Source organism: Streptomyces sp. UF-297 (genome assembly GCF_058245575.1).
In genome coordinates this window covers 1-16,885 of the sequence record NZ_JBSIBZ010000074.1, presented here as the reverse complement: position 1 = coordinate 16,885, position 16,885 = coordinate 1, and the positions used below count along the sequence as shown (strand labels likewise).

The following is a 16,885-nucleotide window of genomic DNA, read 5'->3' as shown; positions in this document are numbered from 1 at the left end:
CGCGCAGTTGAAGAAGTGGCTGCCTGATCTGTCTGCCGACCGGCTGCGCCGGTATGCGGAGCTGTCCGCTATCGAGGCGGCCGTCCTGGTGATGCCCCGCGGGGCGGGCTGCACCCGCTGGTACATCGGCTGGAAGATCGTCCACCTCTACCCTGGGGTCGTTCCCGACATGCACCGAGCCCGGGCTGATGAGCTGGAGAGATCCAAGCCCGTGCCGTCGGGCGCCGGGATAGCGCGTCTGGCAACGGGTTGCCACACCTAGGCGACGGACCGGATCCGTCGGCATCGCGCCCTGCTCGGTGTCCACCGCCACCAGGTGTCGCACGGTGCGGCGGGCGGTCAGGGTGAGATTGTCGGGCATGCGTCGAGGCTGCGTTCTCGGGGTCGAGGCTGCGTGCTGACGGAATGAAGGTCGGGGCTGCGTTCTGCCCAAAGGCCGAGGCCGCGTTCTAAAGTTCGGTGCGTGACAGTCGAGTTGAACGACGCGACCCGCGAGCTCCTCGACGGCGCCCACCACGCCGTCCTGGCGACCGTCAACGCGGACGGCAGTCCGCAGACCTCGGTCGTATGGATCGGCCGGGACGGTGACACTCTCCTCATCCCCACCCAGGAGGGGCGCAAGAAGGTGCGCAATCTGCGCCGGGATCCTCGGGTGAGCGTGACCGTGTACGACACGGCCGACCCGGACCGCTACGTCGAGGTCCGCGGGACCGCCGCCCTGTACGAGGACGTGGACCGGGAGGCGATCGTCCGGCTCGCCGTTCTGTACGAGGGGGAGTCGGCGGCCCAGGAGTACCGGGAACTGCCGCCGGAGGTGGTGCGGCTCGTCGTGCGGATCACACCTCGGCGGGTTGTCGGTACAGCCGCCTCGTAGTGCTTCGTCAGCTCAGGAGTTCATGTCCGGTGCGGAGCACGTTGTGGGGATGAGGTCTGGGCAGGTGGAACGGCTTCGCAGCGACCTGGCGGAGTTCGTGACCGATGTATTCGCTGTGCTGCCGCGCAGGGACCAGCAGGGCTGGGGCCTCGGTCTGGCTGTTTTTGGTCATCGCCAGCTCGGCCCCCGCAGGGCCGCGTCGGCTTCGGGCAGCGGCGCCAACTTCTGTACTTCGTAGCTGAATTCGACCCTGCTGCCCGGATGTGGACGGCTTTCATCGGGCAGATCGACATGAGGGCACTGGGGGATCCTGCAGCAGTTGTACGCTGCGGCTGGCCGGTTCGGTACGGGCGTCGGGCTCGGGCCTTTCGCGGCTCCGCCGGCGTGGCAGGGGCCCGTCTTTGCCGACGGCAGTGATGTGGGGGCGTTCATGGCCGCGCGGGCCGGCCGGGACCGGGCGCTCGGCCGGCTGCCCATCGCGTGACCAACTGTGCTCAGCGCGGTAGGGCAGGGCCAGCTACTGTCGAACCGCGCGGTATCAGTGCGGGATTGCGCGAGGCGAAAAAGCGTGCCCGCGCTGGCAACTGGGCGAGAAGACCGTGCCAGTTCGGTGATCTACGTACGGACCTCCCAGTCGATGCAGGTCCTGCCGGAAGCGTGCTCGAACGTGGCGGGCCAGTAATGCAGGAACGGGGTCCCCTTTTCCAGGGCGTCCGTTACAGCCCCCACTAACTCGGTCAGGCTCGGGCCCCAGAGCGTGCCGTCCAGGTCTCCGGAGCCGATGCCCATCTCGAATACGTGTCCGCACGTGGGTCCGGGCCGGTGGTCGAGGAAGGCGACACCGCCGTCGTTGGGTAGGGCGAACGGCACGCACTGGTGCAGATGGCCGGCGGGGTCCTCGTCGTCTTCGTCCCACAGTTCGGCCTCGGCGTTGTCCTCACCGACTTCCACGAGGATCTTGTGCATCGAAGCGATCTCAGTGGTGGAGATGAGCCGGTGGCCCAGCGGCAGGATGTCTCCGGCCGGGAACGCCCCGGGCCCCGGTCCGCTGTCCGGCTCCGGCTCGGCAACACCGTTGTGCAGCTCCAGCAGCCTCCTGAGCTGAGGATGGAGGGCGAAACCCAGCTGCTGCTCCAGCTCGGCGATCTCCGCAGCTGTTGCCGGTGGCCGAAGCGCGGCGTGATCCGCAGGGGAATGCGAGGCGAGCCATGCTTCCAGGCGGCCCCACGCCTGATCGAACGCAACAAGATCCATAGATGTCATGAAGCAGACGATAAACGGAGGGTCTGACAGGCGAGGTTGCTTGGCGCACGACCTTGTGGTGTCAGGCAGCGCGAAAGCTCGCATGCATTTGCCCAGGCCAGCCTGCAGCGCCGGTGCCATGCAGCTCGAAGAGGTCATCGGCACCGTCACCGCCGCCGCGCTCCTCATCCGGCTCCGGTCATGATGGAAGGGGCATGGCTACGGGGCCTCGACACCGGATACCCGGTACTTGTTTACCTCGGCGCCGCGGATCTGAGCTGTCTGTTCGGGCTCCGGGCCCGCACCACGGAAGCGTTCGAGGTCCTCGTCCGTCTCCCAGCGTTCGTGCACATTGATCCGGTCGGGCTCGATCGGGTCGGCCGACAGGGCGAAGTCAAGGCACCCGGGGGCGGCCCGGGCATGCTCGATGACCTTCGAGCATCCGGCCAGGTACGCGTCACGGGCGGCAGCATCCACGTACAGCTTCCCGGCAATGATGATCACGGCACTCCTCGCATGACAGCTACTCGCCGGGCAGTGCTGTGCAGCGTGACAGCCTTTCAGCAGGGCCCCTGCCGGGATAGACCGTAGCGGCCCACCGGACTCGACGGCCACATCCACCACCACGAGCAGGTACATGCACCTTGCGGACTCCCCGGCTACGTGTTCTACCTTCAACAGCAGAGGTGCCGTGGGGCGGCGGTCGCGGTGGGCGGGAACGGCGTGCAGTCCAGCACGTGTAGTGCCTGCGCGCGGCGGGCGCTGATGATGTGCTCCACCTCCGTGCGGGGGCTGGTGGCGGTCAGTACCCGGCGGATGCCCTGCCGCCTGGCGCTGTTACGAGCGGCCACCCTGTACCGCCGTACCCGGTAGCCGTCCCGGCAGGTGTGCCGGGTGGTCAGCGGAGCTGGTTCCACCACCAGGCGATCTGCGGGTAGGGCGGCGGGGTGAGGTCTGCGGCGTCCCATACTGTGGGCGTCTGCGTGAGGCTCAGGGAGGGCAGGTCGAGAGGCTTGCCCGCCTGGCGTGAGGCTGTCTCCCAGTAGCGGGCGCTTGTCGCGGTGAAGTGGACAGTGGCGGGAATCCACTGCGGCAGCTCGGCTGCGTATCGGGCTACCTGCGGGCGCGGGTCCCGCAGCAGACGTCGCTGCAGTTCCAACATCAGGCACAGTGTGCGTTCGTACAGTTCCAGCGTCATGCTCCATACGGTGCATCTCGGCCAGGATCAATTTCTCGCGCTGCGGTGCGGGTGCGGTCAGGATCGTGCGGTCGAAGCTGCCCACTGCGTAGTGGTGGTGGTAGAGGCCGTCGTCAGCGCCCAGGAGCAGGTTGATGGGGTCGTCGGTTTTGTCTTCCCAGTGCCGGTTCAGCTTCTGCTCATAGGAGTTGCGGGCCAGCGGTCGGTCTGCGGGTAGGGAGGTCATGGCGGGGCCCTTCACGTGGTGGGCAGACTGGCGTTGGGGCGTTGGGGCGTTGGGGCGTTGGGGCGTCGGGGCATGACGGCGAGCCGGCGCGGGAGGAGTCAGTGGTCCCGGTGGGTGACGAGGTGAGCGATGGAGACCAGCTCGGCAGCGGGAGTGGGTTCGGGACCGGCGACGGCGAGCTGCTCCAACGCCTCAGTGGCGTGGCGGCGGGCCCGGCCCAGTGTCTGTTCCTTCGCGTTGGTCTGGTTGTACGCGCCTTCCAGGAGTGTCTGGGTGGTGTCGAGCAGCAAGGCAAGAGTGCTCGCGGCGTGCGGGGTCTTCGTCAGTACCCGGACGGCGGTGAAGAACAGCGAGTCACCGGCGATGATCGCGGCTGGAATGCCCTTGGCGACCCACAACGCGGTGCGGCCGCGGCGTGTCTGGTCCTGGTCGACGATGTCGTCGTGCAGCATGCTCGCGTTGTGCAGGAGCTCGACCGCCACGGCCGCCTGCTGCGCCGCGTACGGGGAGCCGCCCATGGCCCGGCACGCCAGCAGGACGAGTGCGGGGCGCAGAGCCTTGCCTTCCGCGGGCCGGTCGACCACGGTGCCGTCATCCGTCCACCAGCCGAAGTGCAGGCCCGCCAGGTGCCGCAGTTCTTGCGGTAGCAGGTGTACATGGGAGCGGAGCAGTGGGCGCAGGGCATCAGCGGTGTCTTTGAGGATCGTTATGGGGTCGCGGGGTTCGTCGGTCATCTCGAGATTCGCCCTTCCGTCGTGGCGGTTGCTCGCCAGCTGGCGAGCAGGGCCCGGAGCCAGAGGGCCCAGGTCGTGTTCCATGGCGTCGGCCGGTGCCTCCCGACGCCGGGGGAGGGCTGTGGTGTTCAGGTGCGGGTGACGATGTAGCGAAACAGGGTCTTCAGCGTGGTGGCGAGTTCCAGGCCGAGCCCGGCGTCGTCGACGAGGTTCAGGGCTTGGTGGAGGTGACGGCGTGAGAACTCCTGGGCGGCAGTGCGGCCCCCGGCTTGGTCGATCAGTTCGGCGAGTGCCCCGGGCGTCGGCCATGGCCGGTCCTTTGCGACGGCCTTGGCCAGGGTGTGTGCGGCCGGAGTGCCGGTCTGAAGGGCGGTGATCAGCGGGAGTGTGGGCTTGTGCTCACGCAGGTCCCCCCGCGCCGGTTTTCCCGTCACGGCGGTGTCCGCCCAGATGTCCTCGATGTCGTTGGCCGCCTGCCACGCGATCCCCAGCAGGTGACCGGCTCTGGTCAGTGTCCGTACGACGGTCTCGTCGGCGCCGGCGAAGCGGGCACCGAGGCCCAGGGAGCAGCCAAGAAGCGCGCCGGTCTTCCGCTCGGCGACGTCCACGTAGTCGGAGATGCCCACCTCCGCCGGATCGCGGGCGGAAAGCCCCAGCTCGGCCGCCTGCCCCTCAGTCAGCCTCGCTACCGTGCTCAACAACAGCGGCGTCGAGGCCGCCCCGCGTTCTCCGGCTGCCAATAGGCAGTGGGCAGCGGCCTGCTGCAACGCATCTCCGGCCAGCAGGGCCATACCCACCCTGTACACCGCCCACCCCGACGAACGCCCCCGCCGCACGTCGTCCTTGTCGATGATGTCGTCATGCAGCAATGACCACTGGTGGACGAGTTCCACGGCTGCCGCAGCCCGCACCGCCGCGGTTGGGCCGCTGCCCCGGGACCGGGCGGCGAGCAATACCATCGCCGGCCGCAGCGCCTTTCCCTTGGCCACCTGCGAGGCCGGGCTGCCGTCCGCGTTCAGCCAGCCCAGGTGATAGCCGCACACCCGGGCAAGATCCGGCTGCAGCTCGGCGACCACCTCCCGCAGGACGGGCTCGATCTGGGCGTGAGACCAGCCCAGCAGCTCGCGCACAGCGACGGAACTGTCGATTGCCAAGGTTGTTGGCCTCTCTCTGCCAGTGAAGTGGAGTACGGCACAGTGGGTTTCCGCCTGGTAGAGGCGGCTGGAACTGGCAAGGGGGCGCGACCCGAACGGACGGGTTCAGTAGCAAGCCGCAGCGATGCGTGCGGCATCAGAGAGTGAAGCGGGAACGCGACGGCGCCGACAAGTGGGCATAAGAGGTGCAAGAGGTGCAAGCGCAGCAGGGCAGCGCCTTGTGCGCGAGACCGCGTGCCCACACCACAGTCCACGCGCCGGCCCCGCATCCGCGCGCTGGGCGTCGCTCGACTGGGCCACCTCGTAGACGACACAGGCGAGTCGGGTGATCGAGGTCAGCAGCGGAGCGCCGTCGATGGCGCTGCGCCCGGCGGGTTCACTGCGCAGGTGGGAGAGTACGGTCCGCTGCACCCTCCCCATGCCCCGCGATGTGTCCCCAGGATTCCGCTGCGATCCGGGCCCGAGCAGCAGCTCGTGCGCGACTGGTACCGCCGTGTCGGACGTCCCACCGGGGCGCGCCTGCCGTACGAGCAGCGGCCATCCGGCCGACCATCACCGCGCCCGCCGCGACGCCGCCGAGCCGCTCCCTTACGAGCAGTGGAAGAGCCAAGGCCTTTGGACGGAGCCACGGACGCCCACCAGGCCAGCCGTCTTGAAGGAAGCGGAGCAGGCGCGCACCGACTACAACGTGGACCTCGCCCTGGGCGATGCCGTGGCGGTCGTGAGGACCTTCCTCGCGGATTGGCTCGGCATGGCCCTTGAAGACGAAGTGGCCATGGGCCGTTTCGACGACGCCGTGCGTCAGCTGCTGCAAGTCCGCGGCCCGGCGGGGTCGGCAGACCTGGTCACCGTCCTCACCAGCCTCATCGCCACACTCCTCTCCACGATCGCAGGGGCAGGCGGCGATCCGGAAGCCCTGTTCGAGGCTTTGATCCGCGCGCAGGTCGACAGGGACCGGACGCTGCGCGCCATCGACAGGCACCGCTCTGACGGGTAATCGGCTGCCCTGACACCCATCGTGACCGCGATGTGGGCGACGAGCGCTTAGGGCTCGTCCGGCGGATCATGGACCGAGTCAGGGCCGGACCGAGGCGAGGGCCGGCCAATGCCCTAATCGTGTTGACCGCCCCCGGCAGGCAGTGCTGGAGTCGGCAGGTGGACAGCATCCCCGCCAACCGGCGTCTCTGGAACGAGATCAGCAGCGCCTACCAGCACGAGCACGACCCACAAATCGGCGCCGCGCCCCGGCTGTGGGGCATGTACTCCATCCCCGACGCGCACCTGTGCGCCCTGGGCGACGTCACCGGCAAGCGCGTCCTCGAACTCGGCTGCGGCGCCGGTCAGTGGTCCAGGGCGCTCGCAGCCGAGGGCGCCGCCGTGGTCGGGCTCGACCTGTCCGAAGCCCAGCTCGCGGCAGCAGCCCGCGCGATGGGAGCGGCCCGCTACCCGCTGGTGCAAGGCGCCGCCGAGCGACTGCCCTTCGCCACCGACAGCTTCGACCTGGTGTTCTGCGACTTCGGCGGACTCAGCTGGGCGCCCCCGCACCTGGCCGTCCCGCAGGCCGCACGCATCCTGCGCCGAGGCGGGCGCCTGGTGTTCAACGTCGCCAGCCCATGGTTCGAAGCCTGCTACGACGAAGGCGCCGGCCGCGTGACCACGACGCTGCAGAAGGACTACTTCGGGCTGAACACCATCGCCGAAGGCGACGGCGCGACCAGCTACCAGCTCACCTACGGCGACTGGGTCAAGGTCCTGCGCGGCGCGGGTCTCGTCATCGACGACCTCATCGAGCCGCGGCCCGAACGCGGAACATCCAACGGCTACAACGAAACCGACCCACCCGACTGGGCACACCGCTGGCCGGCGGAACTGCTCTGGGTAACCCATAAACCGTAAGTTCCGCCGCGCCGAGACGTGAAGGCATCCCCTCGCCGGAGTGCGACCTCGAACACCGGGATCATGGCTTGAGCCAGAGGCGTATCGACGCGGACGGTGACGGTGCCGTGGAAGACGTAGGCGCGCTTGTCATACCGCGTCGCGACGGCCCTGGAGCGCTTGAGCTGGTTGATCGTGCGCTCGACCTCGTTCCGCGTTTGTACATCTCCTTGTCGAAGCCCGCAGGCGGGCCATCTCGGCCCGCTGCGCCAGCGGTTGGCCCGCTGGTCCTTCGGCTCCGGGACAGTGTGCTTGATCTGGCGTCTGCTCAGGTAGTGGCGATTCCGGCGGGAGCTGTAGGCTCTATCGCCGCCGAGGTGGTCGGGGCGGGTGCGCGGATGCCCGCCGCCTGGGCGCTTGACCCTCATTTATTCCAGGACTGGGTTCAGCTGCGGGCTGTCGCCCCACTGACCGGCCGTGATCAGCACGGCCAGTGGACGGCGGCCGCCTTCCCCGGCCAGGTGGATCTTGGAGGTCAGACCGCCACGGGACCGGCCGAGTCCTTCGTCGCGACGATGCTGCCGGGGTGTTGATCTCCGCTTTGGGATCCGAGGTGCTCTGCGCGGTGCACCGGTGACGTGCTGGTGGGCCCGACACGAGGTGGAGTCCACGCTCACCATGCTCCAGTCGATGCGTCCCTGAGAGTCGGCCGCAGCCTGGACGGCCTGTGGGGTCCTTTCCCAGGTGCCGTCCGCCGACCACCGGCGGTGGCGCTCGTACACGGTCTTCCAGCTCCCGAACCGCTCCGGCAGGTCCCGCCACGGGACACCTGCGCGGACCCGGAACAGGATCCCGTTGATCACCATCCGGTGATCAGTCCAACGTCCGCCACAGCACCCGGTCTTCGGCAGATGTGGCGCCAGTCGCGCCCACTCGTCGTCCGTAAGATCGCCCCGCCCCACGACCAACACAATGGTCCACGCGAGGCAATCACATAATCCGCCGGACAGAACCGAGTGCCGCGTCAAGCAACGTTCGCCCCTGTGTCGTGACTGTCTTGATCACGAGCGATGGGGGCTCTGGTGCCGTCTGGCTAGAGGGGCGGCACCTGCTCGGGTACGAGACCAGCCTGGCGGAGGAGGCCATACAGGTCGGTCTCGCCCCAGAACTCGACGATCCGTCCGTCTCGGAGTCGGTAGGACTTGATGCCGGTCATGGTGAGGTCCCGGCCGCTGCGGTCGTGGGTGTGAGTGAGGGTGAAAGCCGCGGTGACCCGGTCGTCGGCCGCGAAGAGATCTTCCACCCGAACGCGACAGTTGGACGGCCCCGGAGTCAGCACTGCTCCCTCGGGATAGTGCCGTCCCTGGCCGTGAAAGCCCGCCCCGTGGACGAGGACGTCCTCGGCGACGAGTCCTTCGAGCTCAGCGACCTGCTTCGTTTCGAAGATCCGAAGGTAGCGGCGGACGACCTCGGCATTAGGTTTGCTGATGGCTTCGGCTGAGTCGGACATGAAAGGACGGTATCCGTCAGCTGATCGGACTCGCCAGGACACGTCGCTGGCCTCCTCGCTTGCGCCGCACGAGCCAGCCGGAGCATCCAAAAGGACCGCGTGGCTGGGAAAGTGAGGCTCCGTGAGATCAACGGCGACGAGGGCAGACGGCTGCTGCGGAATATCCGCCGCGGCAGTGGCTCGGTGGTGACCTGGCGGCGGGCCCGGATGGTGCTGTTATCCGTGCAGGGCATGGGGTAGGAGCGCCGGCGTGGCACCAACGAGCACACCTACCGGTGCAGCCTTGGCGGGCCGGGCTTCTGCGACGGGGAGAACACGTGCCGGAAGGCTTTCCGTTGAGATGCCCACGGCGGTCCACAGGGCGAGAACCTGGCCGGGAGTGACTTGAGAGAAGCCTGCTGAGCCGTCAACTCGCTATAGGTCCGCCCCCTGGCCGGGGCCCTTGCGTCTGTCCCGTCCTCCGCGACAGCAGACAATGAGGACAACTCGATGGTGACAGTGGGGATCGACCCGCACAAGCACGTCCACGTCGCAGTGGTCGTCGACGCTGCCGCGCTCGCCCACGTCGCGTTCGCCCCACCCGGCCTGGACCGTCACCGCATCGATGAGTGCGTGCGCGACCGCGCGTTCTGGCCGACTCATGGGCTGGCCTCGTCCGACGCCGCACGGTGGGGGCTATCGGCAGCCTTCGGGCCGTCCTTTCCGGTCGGGTGCCCCGTGCAGCAGTGCGGAGACCTCGGTGCGCAGATCGCGCAGGAAGTGCTCGGCGATGTCCTGGCTGAACCCGTTGCGGATCACCATGCGCATGACCGCGATGTGTTCCAGGTTGGGGGGCAGTTGGTAGGCGGGCATGTGCCATCCGTAGCGGCGCATCCGGTCGTGGATGTCGAACACCGTCATGGCGTCCTGGTCGGGCCGGACCCGGATCGCGACCACGGGAAGCTGGGTCCCGTCGGCGATCACCTCAAGGCCGGGGATCTGCGCAATCTCCTGCGCGAGGTAGTACGCCACGTCGCGGGAGGTCTGCTGGACGGCGCGGTACCCGTCGAAGCCGAGGCGCAGGAAGTTGTAGTACTGGGCGACGACCGGAGCTCCGGAACGGGAGAAGTTGAGGGTGAAGGTCGGCAGACTGCCCCCGAGCAGCTCGCAGTCGAAGACCAGGTCCTGGGACAGGTCCTTGCGGTCCTCCCAGACGACCCACCCGACCCCCGGGTACACCAGGCCGAACTTGTGGCCCGAGGCATTGATCGAACGCACCCGTGGCAGCCGGAAGTCCCACACGCGCTCGGGCTCCAGGAACGGCGTGATGAAACCCCCCACCGCGGCATCCACGTGCATCGGCACGTCGATGCCGCGGGAGGTGCTCAACTGGTCGAGCTCTGCCGCGATGTCGGCTACGGGGTCGTACTTCCCCAGTGCGCTGGAGCCGAGGATCGCGACGGCTCCGATCGTGTTCTCGTCGCACTGTGCGGCCACCGCTGCCGGAGTGATGCTGAACTCGGGCTCCTCGATCGGGACGTAGCGCGGTTCGACGTCCCAGTATCGGCAGAACTTCGGCCAGCAGGTGTGTACGGCAGTGGACATGACCAGGTTCGGCCGGTCGGTGGGCAGCCCGGCCGCGCGGCGGCGCTCGCGCCAGGCGAACTTCATCGCCAGCCCGGCGAGCATCGCCGCTTCGCTGGAGCCCGCGGTCGAGCAGCCGGCGCCGACGCCGTCAGGATCGTTCCACAGGTTGGTGAGGATGTTCACGCAGCGCGTCTCGAACTCTGCGGTCCGCGGGTACTGGTCCTGGTCCATCAGGTTCCGGTCGAGGCACTCCGTGATGAGCTCCCTCGCCTGCGGTTCCATCCATGTGGTGCAGAACGTCGCCAGATTGAGCCGAGCGTGGGTGTCGAGAATCAGCTCGTCACGGATCAGGGCGCTGGCCGCGTCCGCGCTCATGGGGCTGTCCGCCAGCCGGAAACGTGGCACACCACCCTCCGGAACCAGCCCGCTGTACAAAGGATTGACCGGCAGCATTTCCTGCCGACGGTCGGTATGAATGGGCCTGAGCATGCGGGATCCCTTTTCTGGTCGGACGGTGTCGGATCGGACGGTGTCGGACGATTCGGGTTTCGGATGCGCACCCGCCGGTGCGACGGCGTCCGCGCGGATCCTGCGTGCGGGCCGCCCGAGCGGCAGTCACAACTGTGCGAGAAGCGTTTTGAGTTGCTGGGTGCCGGGCTCGTCCAGCGGGAGAAGAGGGCGCCGTGGATCGCCGACATCGAGCCCCTGGAGGGCGAGGCCGGCTTTCACCGTGGTGGGCAGTCCGCCGCCCAGGAGGAATCGCAGCAGCGGGAGAATCCGGTAGAACTGCTTTCTGGCCTCCGAGAGGTCACCGCGCTGGACCGTCTCGTAAAGAGCCAGGACCTGGGCAGGGATCAGGCAGGGCGCGGCGGTGCACCAGCCCACGGCGCCGGCGGCGAACGCCTCGAGTGCCAGCGGATTGCTTCCGTTGAAGAACGGCAGCCGGCCATCGGTCAGTTGGTGGAGCCGGTGCATGCGCTGTACGTCGCCCGAGCTCTCCTTGACCATCGTCACGTTGTCGAGCTCGTTCACCAGCCGGACCAGCAAATCCGGCGCCATATCGACGCCGCTGGTGGCCGGGTTGTTGTAGACCATCACCGGAATGCCGACGGCCTCGGAGATCGTGCCGTAATGCTGCACGATCTCCCGCTCCGACAGCTTCCAGTAGGCGACCGGCAGCACCATCAGGACGTCTGCCCCATGCTGTTCGGCGAATGTGGCGCGCTTGACGGCGCCGGCGGTAGTGAGGTCGGAGATGCCCACCACGCTGGGTACCCGCCGGGCGACGGCGTCCAGGGACGTCTCCGCGACCTCGAACCATTCGTCGTCGCAGAGGTAGGCGCTTTCACCCGTGGAGCCCAGTGGTGCGACGGCATGCGCGCCCGTCGTGACCAGTTGGTCGATCAGCGTGCGCAGTTTGGCCGTGTCGACCGCACCGTCGGACGGACGGAACGGCGTGACTGGATAGGCGACGATGCCCCGGAGTTTCGGCGTGCTCATCCCAGCCCTCCCTTGACGTCGACCGTCTGCTGCTGCTCGGCTCCCGAGACGTCGGGTGTGTCGGGCTCGATGCAGTCGTCGTGGCCGCCGCGCATCGCCCGTCGCGCGTAGTACGCGAAGGCGGCCTGGTGCCGCTTCGGCGTGGAGATCCAGTCGTGCGCCTCCGCGGCCAGCAGCTCGTCCACCGCCTTGATGGATCCCGCGGCCATCGCGAGCAGCTGCAATCGGGCCGCACGCTCGAAGAGCACCGCGAGCACACAGGCCTCTTCGATCGTGGCGCACGCGACCAATTGCCCGTGGTGGGCCAGCAGGAGCGACTTCTTGTCGCCCAGGGCCCCGGCGATCAGCTCTCCCTCTTCGTTGCCGACCGGAATTCCGGGCCACTTGGGCAGGAACGCGCAGTCGTCATAGAGCGGGCAGGTGTCCATGTGCGAGAGGGTGAGTGGAATCTCCAGCATGGACAGCGCCGAGATGTGCGGAGGGTGCGTGTGAATGATGCAGTTGACATCCGGACGAGCCCGATAGACCCAACTGTGAAAGCGATTGGCGGGATTGGCCATCCCACCGCCTTCGAGGACGTTGAGGTCTTCGTCAACCTTGAGCAGATTCCACTCGGTGATCTCGTCGAACCCCAGCCCGAGGCGCTGGGTGTAGTAGGTACCCGGTTTCTCGGCACGCGTGGTGATCTGCCCGGACAGGCCGGAATCGTGGCCCATATGGAACAGGATCCGGCAGGTCAGAGCCAGTCGTTGGCGTTGCGTCCAGGTGTTGTCGGCGATCGCCGTCTGCATCTGCTGCTGGGCCTGCTGAACCAGATCCGCCTTACGGGCGTCAAAGGACTCGGCCATGGATTCATCCCCTCTGCTGCCCCGGCCCTTCTGCCGCGGAGCGCAGCGCTTCCCCCTCATGGTCAGTCCCCATGGTTATCCGAAGCGGTCGGTGACCGCCACTCGGAAATTCGCCATGCCGTTTCTGGTGCAGACCGTCAGCAGCAGGCGGTCGGGTAGAGCGGTCGGTTGCCTTGATCTACGGTGAATCCGCATTGCACCTGCCGAATGGACCTGCCGAAGGAGTGCTGCGATGTCCGCGCTGACCGAGAGCATTTCGCTCGATCGTCTCGACGAAGATCCCTACCCGGTCTATGCCCAACTCCGTTCCGAGGAACCGGTGGTGTGGGTACCGGCGGTGAAGGCGATATTCCTCACCCGTTGGCAAGACGTCCGACAGGCGATGAGCTGCCCCGGTTCCTTTACGACCACCAACACCGCCTCACCGCTGGCCACGTACTGCGGGCCGGAGAACATCCTGAACCAGGAGGGCGACCGGCACGCCAAGACGCGGGAGTCCGTGGACGACCTCTTCTCCACGGAGTCGGCGCCCTCCGTGGCCGCCCACGCCCGGTCCCTCGCCGCCGAGCGGCTTCGCGCACTGGCCGACCGCCCCCAAGTCGACCTGATGACCGAGTACTTCGAGCCCGTCGGGACGGCGGTGTCCGGATGGTTCCTCGGTCTCGGCGAGATCGACACCCCCACCCTGGTGCGCTGGTCGGCGTCGCTGACCGCAGCTTTGTACAACCCGACACAGGACCCAGAGGCGCAGCGGCTGGGGATGGCGGTGTCGGGTGACATGGACCAGGCGCTTGGGCCGCTCCTGGAGCAACTGGCAGCGAGCCCCGACGACTCTGTGCTGTCACGACTGCTCCACGCGGGGCGCTCGGCCGGCCCTGTGCGCGAAGCGTCGGAGGTACTGGCCACCGTCAAGATGATGATGAGCGCCGTACGGGAGCCCGGATGGCTCGCGGGCAACACCCTCCACGCGCTGCTGACCCATCCCGACCAACTGGCCGCAGTGCGGGCGGATTCCGCTCTGCTCGGCGCCGCCGTCCACGAAGGACTGCGCTGGTGCCCTCCGGTCGGCGGCGTCGGCAGGGTGGCAGCCAAGGACGTCGTACTCGGCGGCACCGAGATCCCGATCGGCACAGCGCTGATACCGTGCATCGCCTCGGCCAACCGGGACGAGACCGTCTTCTCGGAGGCCGACCGGTTCGATGTGCTGCGCCCCCGGACCCCCTACATGTCGCTGGGCTACGGCAGGCATCAGTGTCTGGCCGCCCATCTGGTCCCGGCCATCGTAGAAGCCATGCTGGAGCAGCTTCTGGCGTACCGTCAGGAACTCCGGCTGGACGATGAGGTGCGCCCGTACGGCTGGAAGTTCCGGAAGTTCGAGACGCTTCCGGTCAGCTGGCAGGGCCGCGCGTGATCCGTGCACGGCACACGACTGCACGGCGCGCGGCACTGGTACCTGTGCGTCGGCCGTATCCACTGTGTGCGGACGGAGCCACTTGGTTGGCGGGGCCCCGTGCGAGACCACTCCGGAGTGCCCCTGGCGTGGGACGGTGCCGCTGGTTGATCCCGTGTGAGCATGGTGTGCCCTGCGGAAGGATCCGGTTCGGGGCACGTGCTGATTCGCGCGAGCACCGGGCCCGTCCGCCCGGAGGACATGGCCTCGCGTAGCGCGGCCACGATGGTGTCTGCCGCGGCACTCCGTGAGCTCCGGGCGCCGGCCGCCCGGGATCAGGCAGCGGCAACGACTGCCCGTCCGGTCAGCGGAAGTTCACGCGTGTGCCCCGATGAGCCCCCGTGCTCGCACCCCTGGTCGTCGCCCGTGCAGAGGTACCAGGCCGGACGGTCATGAACGGTGGGGCGGCGGCGTACGGATCCGGGTCCACGCCGAGAGAGGGAGTGTGCCGAAGCCGTCGAAGTGCCCCGTGACCGGCGATGCGGCGAGCGCAACCGAAATCGAGGCTGGCGCGAACGGCCGCACGAGTCCTCCGTATGCCGTGTTCGATGTGCGGGGGCGAGGCTTCGGGGAGGGAATGGGAGGGTGGCAGCGACGCGCCCGCGGCTCTCCTGAGCGCTGTTCACGATCCGGTTCCGACGGAGGCGAACGCGTGCAGGAGATCTTCTACAGTCTCGCCCTCATCCTGGTCCTCTCTGCCGGGATTGCTCTGCTCTTCCGGATCCACCAGCGAAGGGCTCCGGAAGGCGATACTCAGGCCACGCTCGACTACGCCACGATGTGGGTCGGAGTGATCTACGCGATCATGCTGGGGCTGTCGGTCGCCGCCGTCTGGGAGGCCCGCCAGGGCGCGGAGGATGCGGTGCGTGCTGAGGCCGTCGCGGTGGCGAGGGTCCAAGCTGCCGCGGAGCAGCTGCCCGGGCCCGAGCGGGCCCGCGCCGAGGATGCCGCTCGCGCCTACGCGCGCAGTGTGCTCGATGACGAGTGGCCCAAGATGCGCGACAGCGGGGCGATGAGCGAGGTCACCGAGACGCGGCTGACGGAGTTGCGGCAGGTGATCATGTCGTTCGAACCGGAGAACCAGCGGCAGATCTCTGCCTTCCGCAGCGGGTTCGACGGCGTCGAGAAGATCGCCGCGCAGCGTGTGGAACGCGCGGCGTACGCGGATGAAGGAGCCGGGCTGTCGGCGTATATCTGGTTCGGTCTGATCGCGGGGGCGGGGATCACGCTTGGGTTCGTCTTCGTCTACCCGACGAACCGCAGCTGGACGCACGTCATCGTCGTGGTGGGAATGTGCGTCATGATCGGCTTTCTGCTCCACTTCCTCTGGGACCTGAACACCCCTTTCAGCAACGCCATGCGGGTCACTCCCGACACCTTTGAGGGCCCGCTGCTGCAGCGTTGACGGCGAGCAGGGGCGAGACGGGTCACCGTGTCCGGGACCGGTTTCGGACACGCAGGGTCGCGAAGAGCACAGATGTCAGCACGCCGGGCACGGTGACCAGCAGCAGCCGGGACAGTGTGGACAAGCCGGAGATGGTGGAGGAGGGCTCTCCTTGCGGTGCGGCGTCCCCTTGCAGTCCGGCCTCCGGCTCGGGCACGCCCGGTGGGGTGGCCGGGGAGCTCCGTGGCTGCTCGCGCTCCGGGGTCCGGACCGGGCCCGGCGCCGCGTGGGGTGCGCGGGCAAGGGCGGTAGCCAGGCGCGGACTCGACGGCGACCGGGCCTCCGGTCGGGAGGCCGGCGGCACGGCCGTGCGCGTGACGCCGGGGCTGGCTGACGAGGGCAGGGGGGACGGCTCTCCCGGTGCGGACTGCGATGCCAGGGGAGTGGGGCGCGCAGCAGGCCGGGACGGCAGGGCCGAGGGCGGGATGCTCGCGATGGGCGATGCCGGCGTGATGCTGGGTGCGGGAGACGACGGGCGGGGAGAAGGGGAGGGCGGAATCCTGGGCGGCGGCGGGGTGACAGAGCGCGGAGGACAGTACCGAGCCTCCCCGGCGCCGAGGCGCACGGAGACACGGACGGACAGCAGCAGTAGGCCCGGGCTCTGCCGCAGCCGTACGCATGCGGACGCCGCGACGCGGAGGTGCATCGGTACATGAACGGATGCAGGGCCTGACGGTCTGTCAAGCCCTGGGTCCGGAGCCGGTGAACCGGCCTGGCCGGGCGGGGCCGGGGTGTCCGCCAGCGCCCCCGGAGCTGTGCCCGCAGTCGCGGCAGCCACGAGAACGGCAATCGACACCGAGTACCGCCTCAGTCGCATGCCCGTCATGGACACATGGTGCATCCGGCACCCACGCGCGTTGCCGGGGCACACCGGCAGCACGCATACAATCCGGACAGTCGCCCCCGAACGCACGGTTGTGAGCCCGGTGCGGCAACGGTGGGTCGCCGTCACGCACCTCGAATGGCGCCGGGCGATATTCCGGCAGCTCCACTGCCGGCGCCGGTCGACTCCTGGACGGCGGGCAGGGCGGTCAGGACGACCGACTGGTCGAGGACGTCCATGAGCTCGGCGACCAGGCGAACAACCAGGGGGACCATGCCGGCCCGGGCCATCTTCGACGACCGGCCCGGTATGTCGTGAGCCGGGGGCTCGGCGGTGTGCTGCGCCTCGGTGCCCAGCACGGGAGAAGGCACGGTGGAACTTCTGATTCAAGAGGGCAGGCGGGCCAGGGGGGGGGGGGGGGGGGGGGGGGGGGGGGGGGGG

Annotated in this window: 16 protein-coding genes and 2 pseudogenes; 6 read left to right on the top strand and 12 right to left on the bottom strand. The window is 68.4% G+C overall.

The features are described from left to right. The first annotated feature begins 463 nt into the window (after positions 1 to 463). Complete coding sequence (locus AC4IJH_RS32290; RefSeq protein WP_490855481.1) at positions 464 to 874, top strand: PPOX class F420-dependent oxidoreductase; 411 nt, start codon at positions 464 to 466, stop codon at positions 872 to 874. A 615-nt stretch (positions 875 to 1,489) separates the two neighbouring features. Here AC4IJH_RS32290 and AC4IJH_RS32285 read toward each other — a convergent pair. The 6 genes from AC4IJH_RS32285 to AC4IJH_RS32260 all read right to left on the bottom strand — a co-directional run bounded on the left by AC4IJH_RS32285 (position 1,490) and on the right by AC4IJH_RS32260 (position 5,428). Next, positions 1,490 to 2,137 carry an SMI1/KNR4 family protein gene (locus AC4IJH_RS32285; protein ID WP_490855480.1) on the bottom strand — a complete coding sequence of 216 codons (648 nt, stop codon included), beginning with the start codon at positions 2,135 to 2,137 and terminating at the stop codon, positions 1,490 to 1,492. A 198-nt stretch (positions 2,138 to 2,335) separates the two neighbouring features. Continuing rightward, a complete protein-coding gene (locus AC4IJH_RS32280; protein ID WP_490855479.1) occupies positions 2,336 to 2,620 on the bottom strand; it encodes a putative quinol monooxygenase in 285 nt (94 codons plus the stop codon). Between the two features lie 170 nt (positions 2,621 to 2,790). Further along, on the bottom strand, positions 2,791 to 3,036 hold the full coding sequence (locus tag AC4IJH_RS32275; RefSeq protein WP_490855478.1) for a hypothetical protein: 246 nt from the start codon (positions 3,034 to 3,036) through the stop codon (positions 2,791 to 2,793). After that, positions 3,015 to 3,314 carry a hypothetical protein gene (locus tag AC4IJH_RS32270; RefSeq protein WP_490855477.1) on the bottom strand — a complete coding sequence of 100 codons (300 nt, stop codon included), beginning with the start codon at positions 3,312 to 3,314 and terminating at the stop codon, positions 3,015 to 3,017. Before AC4IJH_RS32270 ends, AC4IJH_RS32275 begins: the two co-directional genes overlap by 22 nt. A gap of 324 nt (positions 3,315 to 3,638) precedes the next feature. Next, a complete protein-coding gene (locus AC4IJH_RS32265) occupies positions 3,639 to 4,274 on the bottom strand; it encodes a polyprenyl synthetase family protein (RefSeq protein WP_490855476.1) in 636 nt (211 codons plus the stop codon). A 128-nt stretch (positions 4,275 to 4,402) separates the two neighbouring features. Continuing rightward, complete coding sequence (locus AC4IJH_RS32260; RefSeq protein WP_490855475.1) at positions 4,403 to 5,428, bottom strand: polyprenyl synthetase family protein; 1,026 nt, start codon at positions 5,426 to 5,428, stop codon at positions 4,403 to 4,405. Positions 5,429 to 6,080: 652 nt separating this feature from the next. On the opposite strand from AC4IJH_RS32260, the gene AC4IJH_RS32255 reads away from it, so the two are divergent. Together AC4IJH_RS32255 and AC4IJH_RS32250 are read left to right on the top strand one after the other, a co-directional pair. Beyond that, positions 6,081 to 6,425, top strand: coding sequence for a hypothetical protein (locus AC4IJH_RS32255; RefSeq protein ID WP_490855474.1), 345 nt, complete (start codon positions 6,081 to 6,083; stop codon positions 6,423 to 6,425). A 158-nt stretch (positions 6,426 to 6,583) separates the two neighbouring features. Continuing rightward, the gene (locus tag AC4IJH_RS32250) at positions 6,584 to 7,324 is read left to right on the top strand and encodes a class I SAM-dependent methyltransferase (RefSeq protein ID WP_490855473.1); all 741 of its coding nucleotides are present in this window, start codon (positions 6,584 to 6,586) and stop codon (positions 7,322 to 7,324) included. A 61-nt stretch (positions 7,325 to 7,385) separates the two neighbouring features. Here the strand turns inward: AC4IJH_RS32250 and AC4IJH_RS32245 are convergent. Next, a pseudogene (locus tag AC4IJH_RS32245) lies at positions 7,386 to 8,265 on the bottom strand (IS5 family transposase). Positions 8,266 to 8,396: 131 nt separating this feature from the next. Continuing rightward, positions 8,397 to 8,813, bottom strand: a complete 417-nt coding sequence (locus AC4IJH_RS32240; protein WP_490855472.1) for an ester cyclase — start codon at positions 8,811 to 8,813, stop codon at positions 8,397 to 8,399. A gap of 99 nt (positions 8,814 to 8,912) precedes the next feature. On the opposite strand from AC4IJH_RS32240, the pseudogene AC4IJH_RS32235 reads away from it, so the two are divergent. Continuing rightward, a pseudogene (locus AC4IJH_RS32235) lies at positions 8,913 to 9,047 on the top strand (IS630 family transposase); the annotation flags it as partial. A 441-nt stretch (positions 9,048 to 9,488) separates the two neighbouring features. Here AC4IJH_RS32235 and gad read toward each other — a convergent pair. The 3 genes from gad to AC4IJH_RS32220 form a co-directional block, all read right to left on the bottom strand. Further along, entirely contained in the window at positions 9,489 to 10,754 is a 1,266-nt protein-coding gene (gene gad, locus AC4IJH_RS32230; protein WP_490855471.1) for a glutamate decarboxylase, read from the bottom strand. Positions 10,755 to 10,994: 240 nt separating this feature from the next. Then, entirely contained in the window at positions 10,995 to 11,879 is an 885-nt protein-coding gene (locus tag AC4IJH_RS32225; RefSeq protein ID WP_490855470.1) for a dihydrodipicolinate synthase family protein, read from the bottom strand. Then, positions 11,876 to 12,727: an aldolase gene (locus tag AC4IJH_RS32220; protein WP_490855469.1), complete on the bottom strand. Its 852-nt coding sequence runs from the start codon at positions 12,725 to 12,727 to the stop codon at positions 11,876 to 11,878. The genes AC4IJH_RS32225 and AC4IJH_RS32220 overlap by 4 nt, the downstream gene beginning before the upstream one ends. 232 nt (positions 12,728 to 12,959) lie before the next feature. On the opposite strand from AC4IJH_RS32220, the gene AC4IJH_RS32215 reads away from it, so the two are divergent. Both AC4IJH_RS32215 and AC4IJH_RS32210 read left to right on the top strand, forming a co-directional pair. Next, positions 12,960 to 14,138 (top strand): cytochrome P450, encoded by a 1,179-nt coding sequence (locus AC4IJH_RS32215; protein ID WP_490855468.1) that lies wholly within the window; start codon positions 12,960 to 12,962, stop codon positions 14,136 to 14,138. Positions 14,139 to 14,829: 691 nt separating this feature from the next. Continuing rightward, positions 14,830 to 15,582 carry a bestrophin-like domain gene (locus AC4IJH_RS32210; RefSeq protein ID WP_490855467.1) on the top strand — a complete coding sequence of 251 codons (753 nt, stop codon included), beginning with the start codon at positions 14,830 to 14,832 and terminating at the stop codon, positions 15,580 to 15,582. 987 nt (positions 15,583 to 16,569) lie between these two features. Here the strand turns inward: AC4IJH_RS32210 and AC4IJH_RS32205 are convergent. Then, positions 16,570 to 16,815 (bottom strand): hypothetical protein, encoded by a 246-nt coding sequence (locus AC4IJH_RS32205; RefSeq protein WP_490855466.1) that lies wholly within the window; start codon positions 16,813 to 16,815, stop codon positions 16,570 to 16,572. Positions 16,816 to 16,885 lie beyond the last annotated feature (70 nt).

Excerpts from the sequence above, each read along its gene's own strand:
- AC4IJH_RS32285 (WP_490855480.1), bottom strand. The coding sequence starts at position 2,137 with ATGACATCTATGGATCTTGTTGCGTTCGATCAGGCGTGGGGCCGCCTG.
- AC4IJH_RS32270 (WP_490855477.1), bottom strand. The coding sequence starts at position 3,314 with ATGACGCTGGAACTGTACGAACGCACACTGTGCCTGATGTTGGAACTG.
- AC4IJH_RS32265 (WP_490855476.1), bottom strand. The coding sequence starts at position 4,274 with ATGACCGACGAACCCCGCGACCCCATAACGATCCTCAAAGACACCGCT.
- AC4IJH_RS32240 (WP_490855472.1), bottom strand. The coding sequence starts at position 8,813 with ATGTCCGACTCAGCCGAAGCCATCAGCAAACCTAATGCCGAGGTCGTC.
- gad (WP_490855471.1), bottom strand. The coding sequence starts at position 10,754 with ATGAGCGCGGACGCGGCCAGCGCCCTGATCCGTGACGAGCTGATTCTC.
- AC4IJH_RS32225 (WP_490855470.1), bottom strand. The coding sequence starts at position 11,879 with ATGAGCACGCCGAAACTCCGGGGCATCGTCGCCTATCCAGTCACGCCG.
- AC4IJH_RS32220 (WP_490855469.1), bottom strand. The coding sequence starts at position 12,727 with ATGGCCGAGTCCTTTGACGCCCGTAAGGCGGATCTGGTTCAGCAGGCC.
- AC4IJH_RS32215 (WP_490855468.1), top strand. The coding sequence starts at position 12,960 with ATGTCCGCGCTGACCGAGAGCATTTCGCTCGATCGTCTCGACGAAGAT.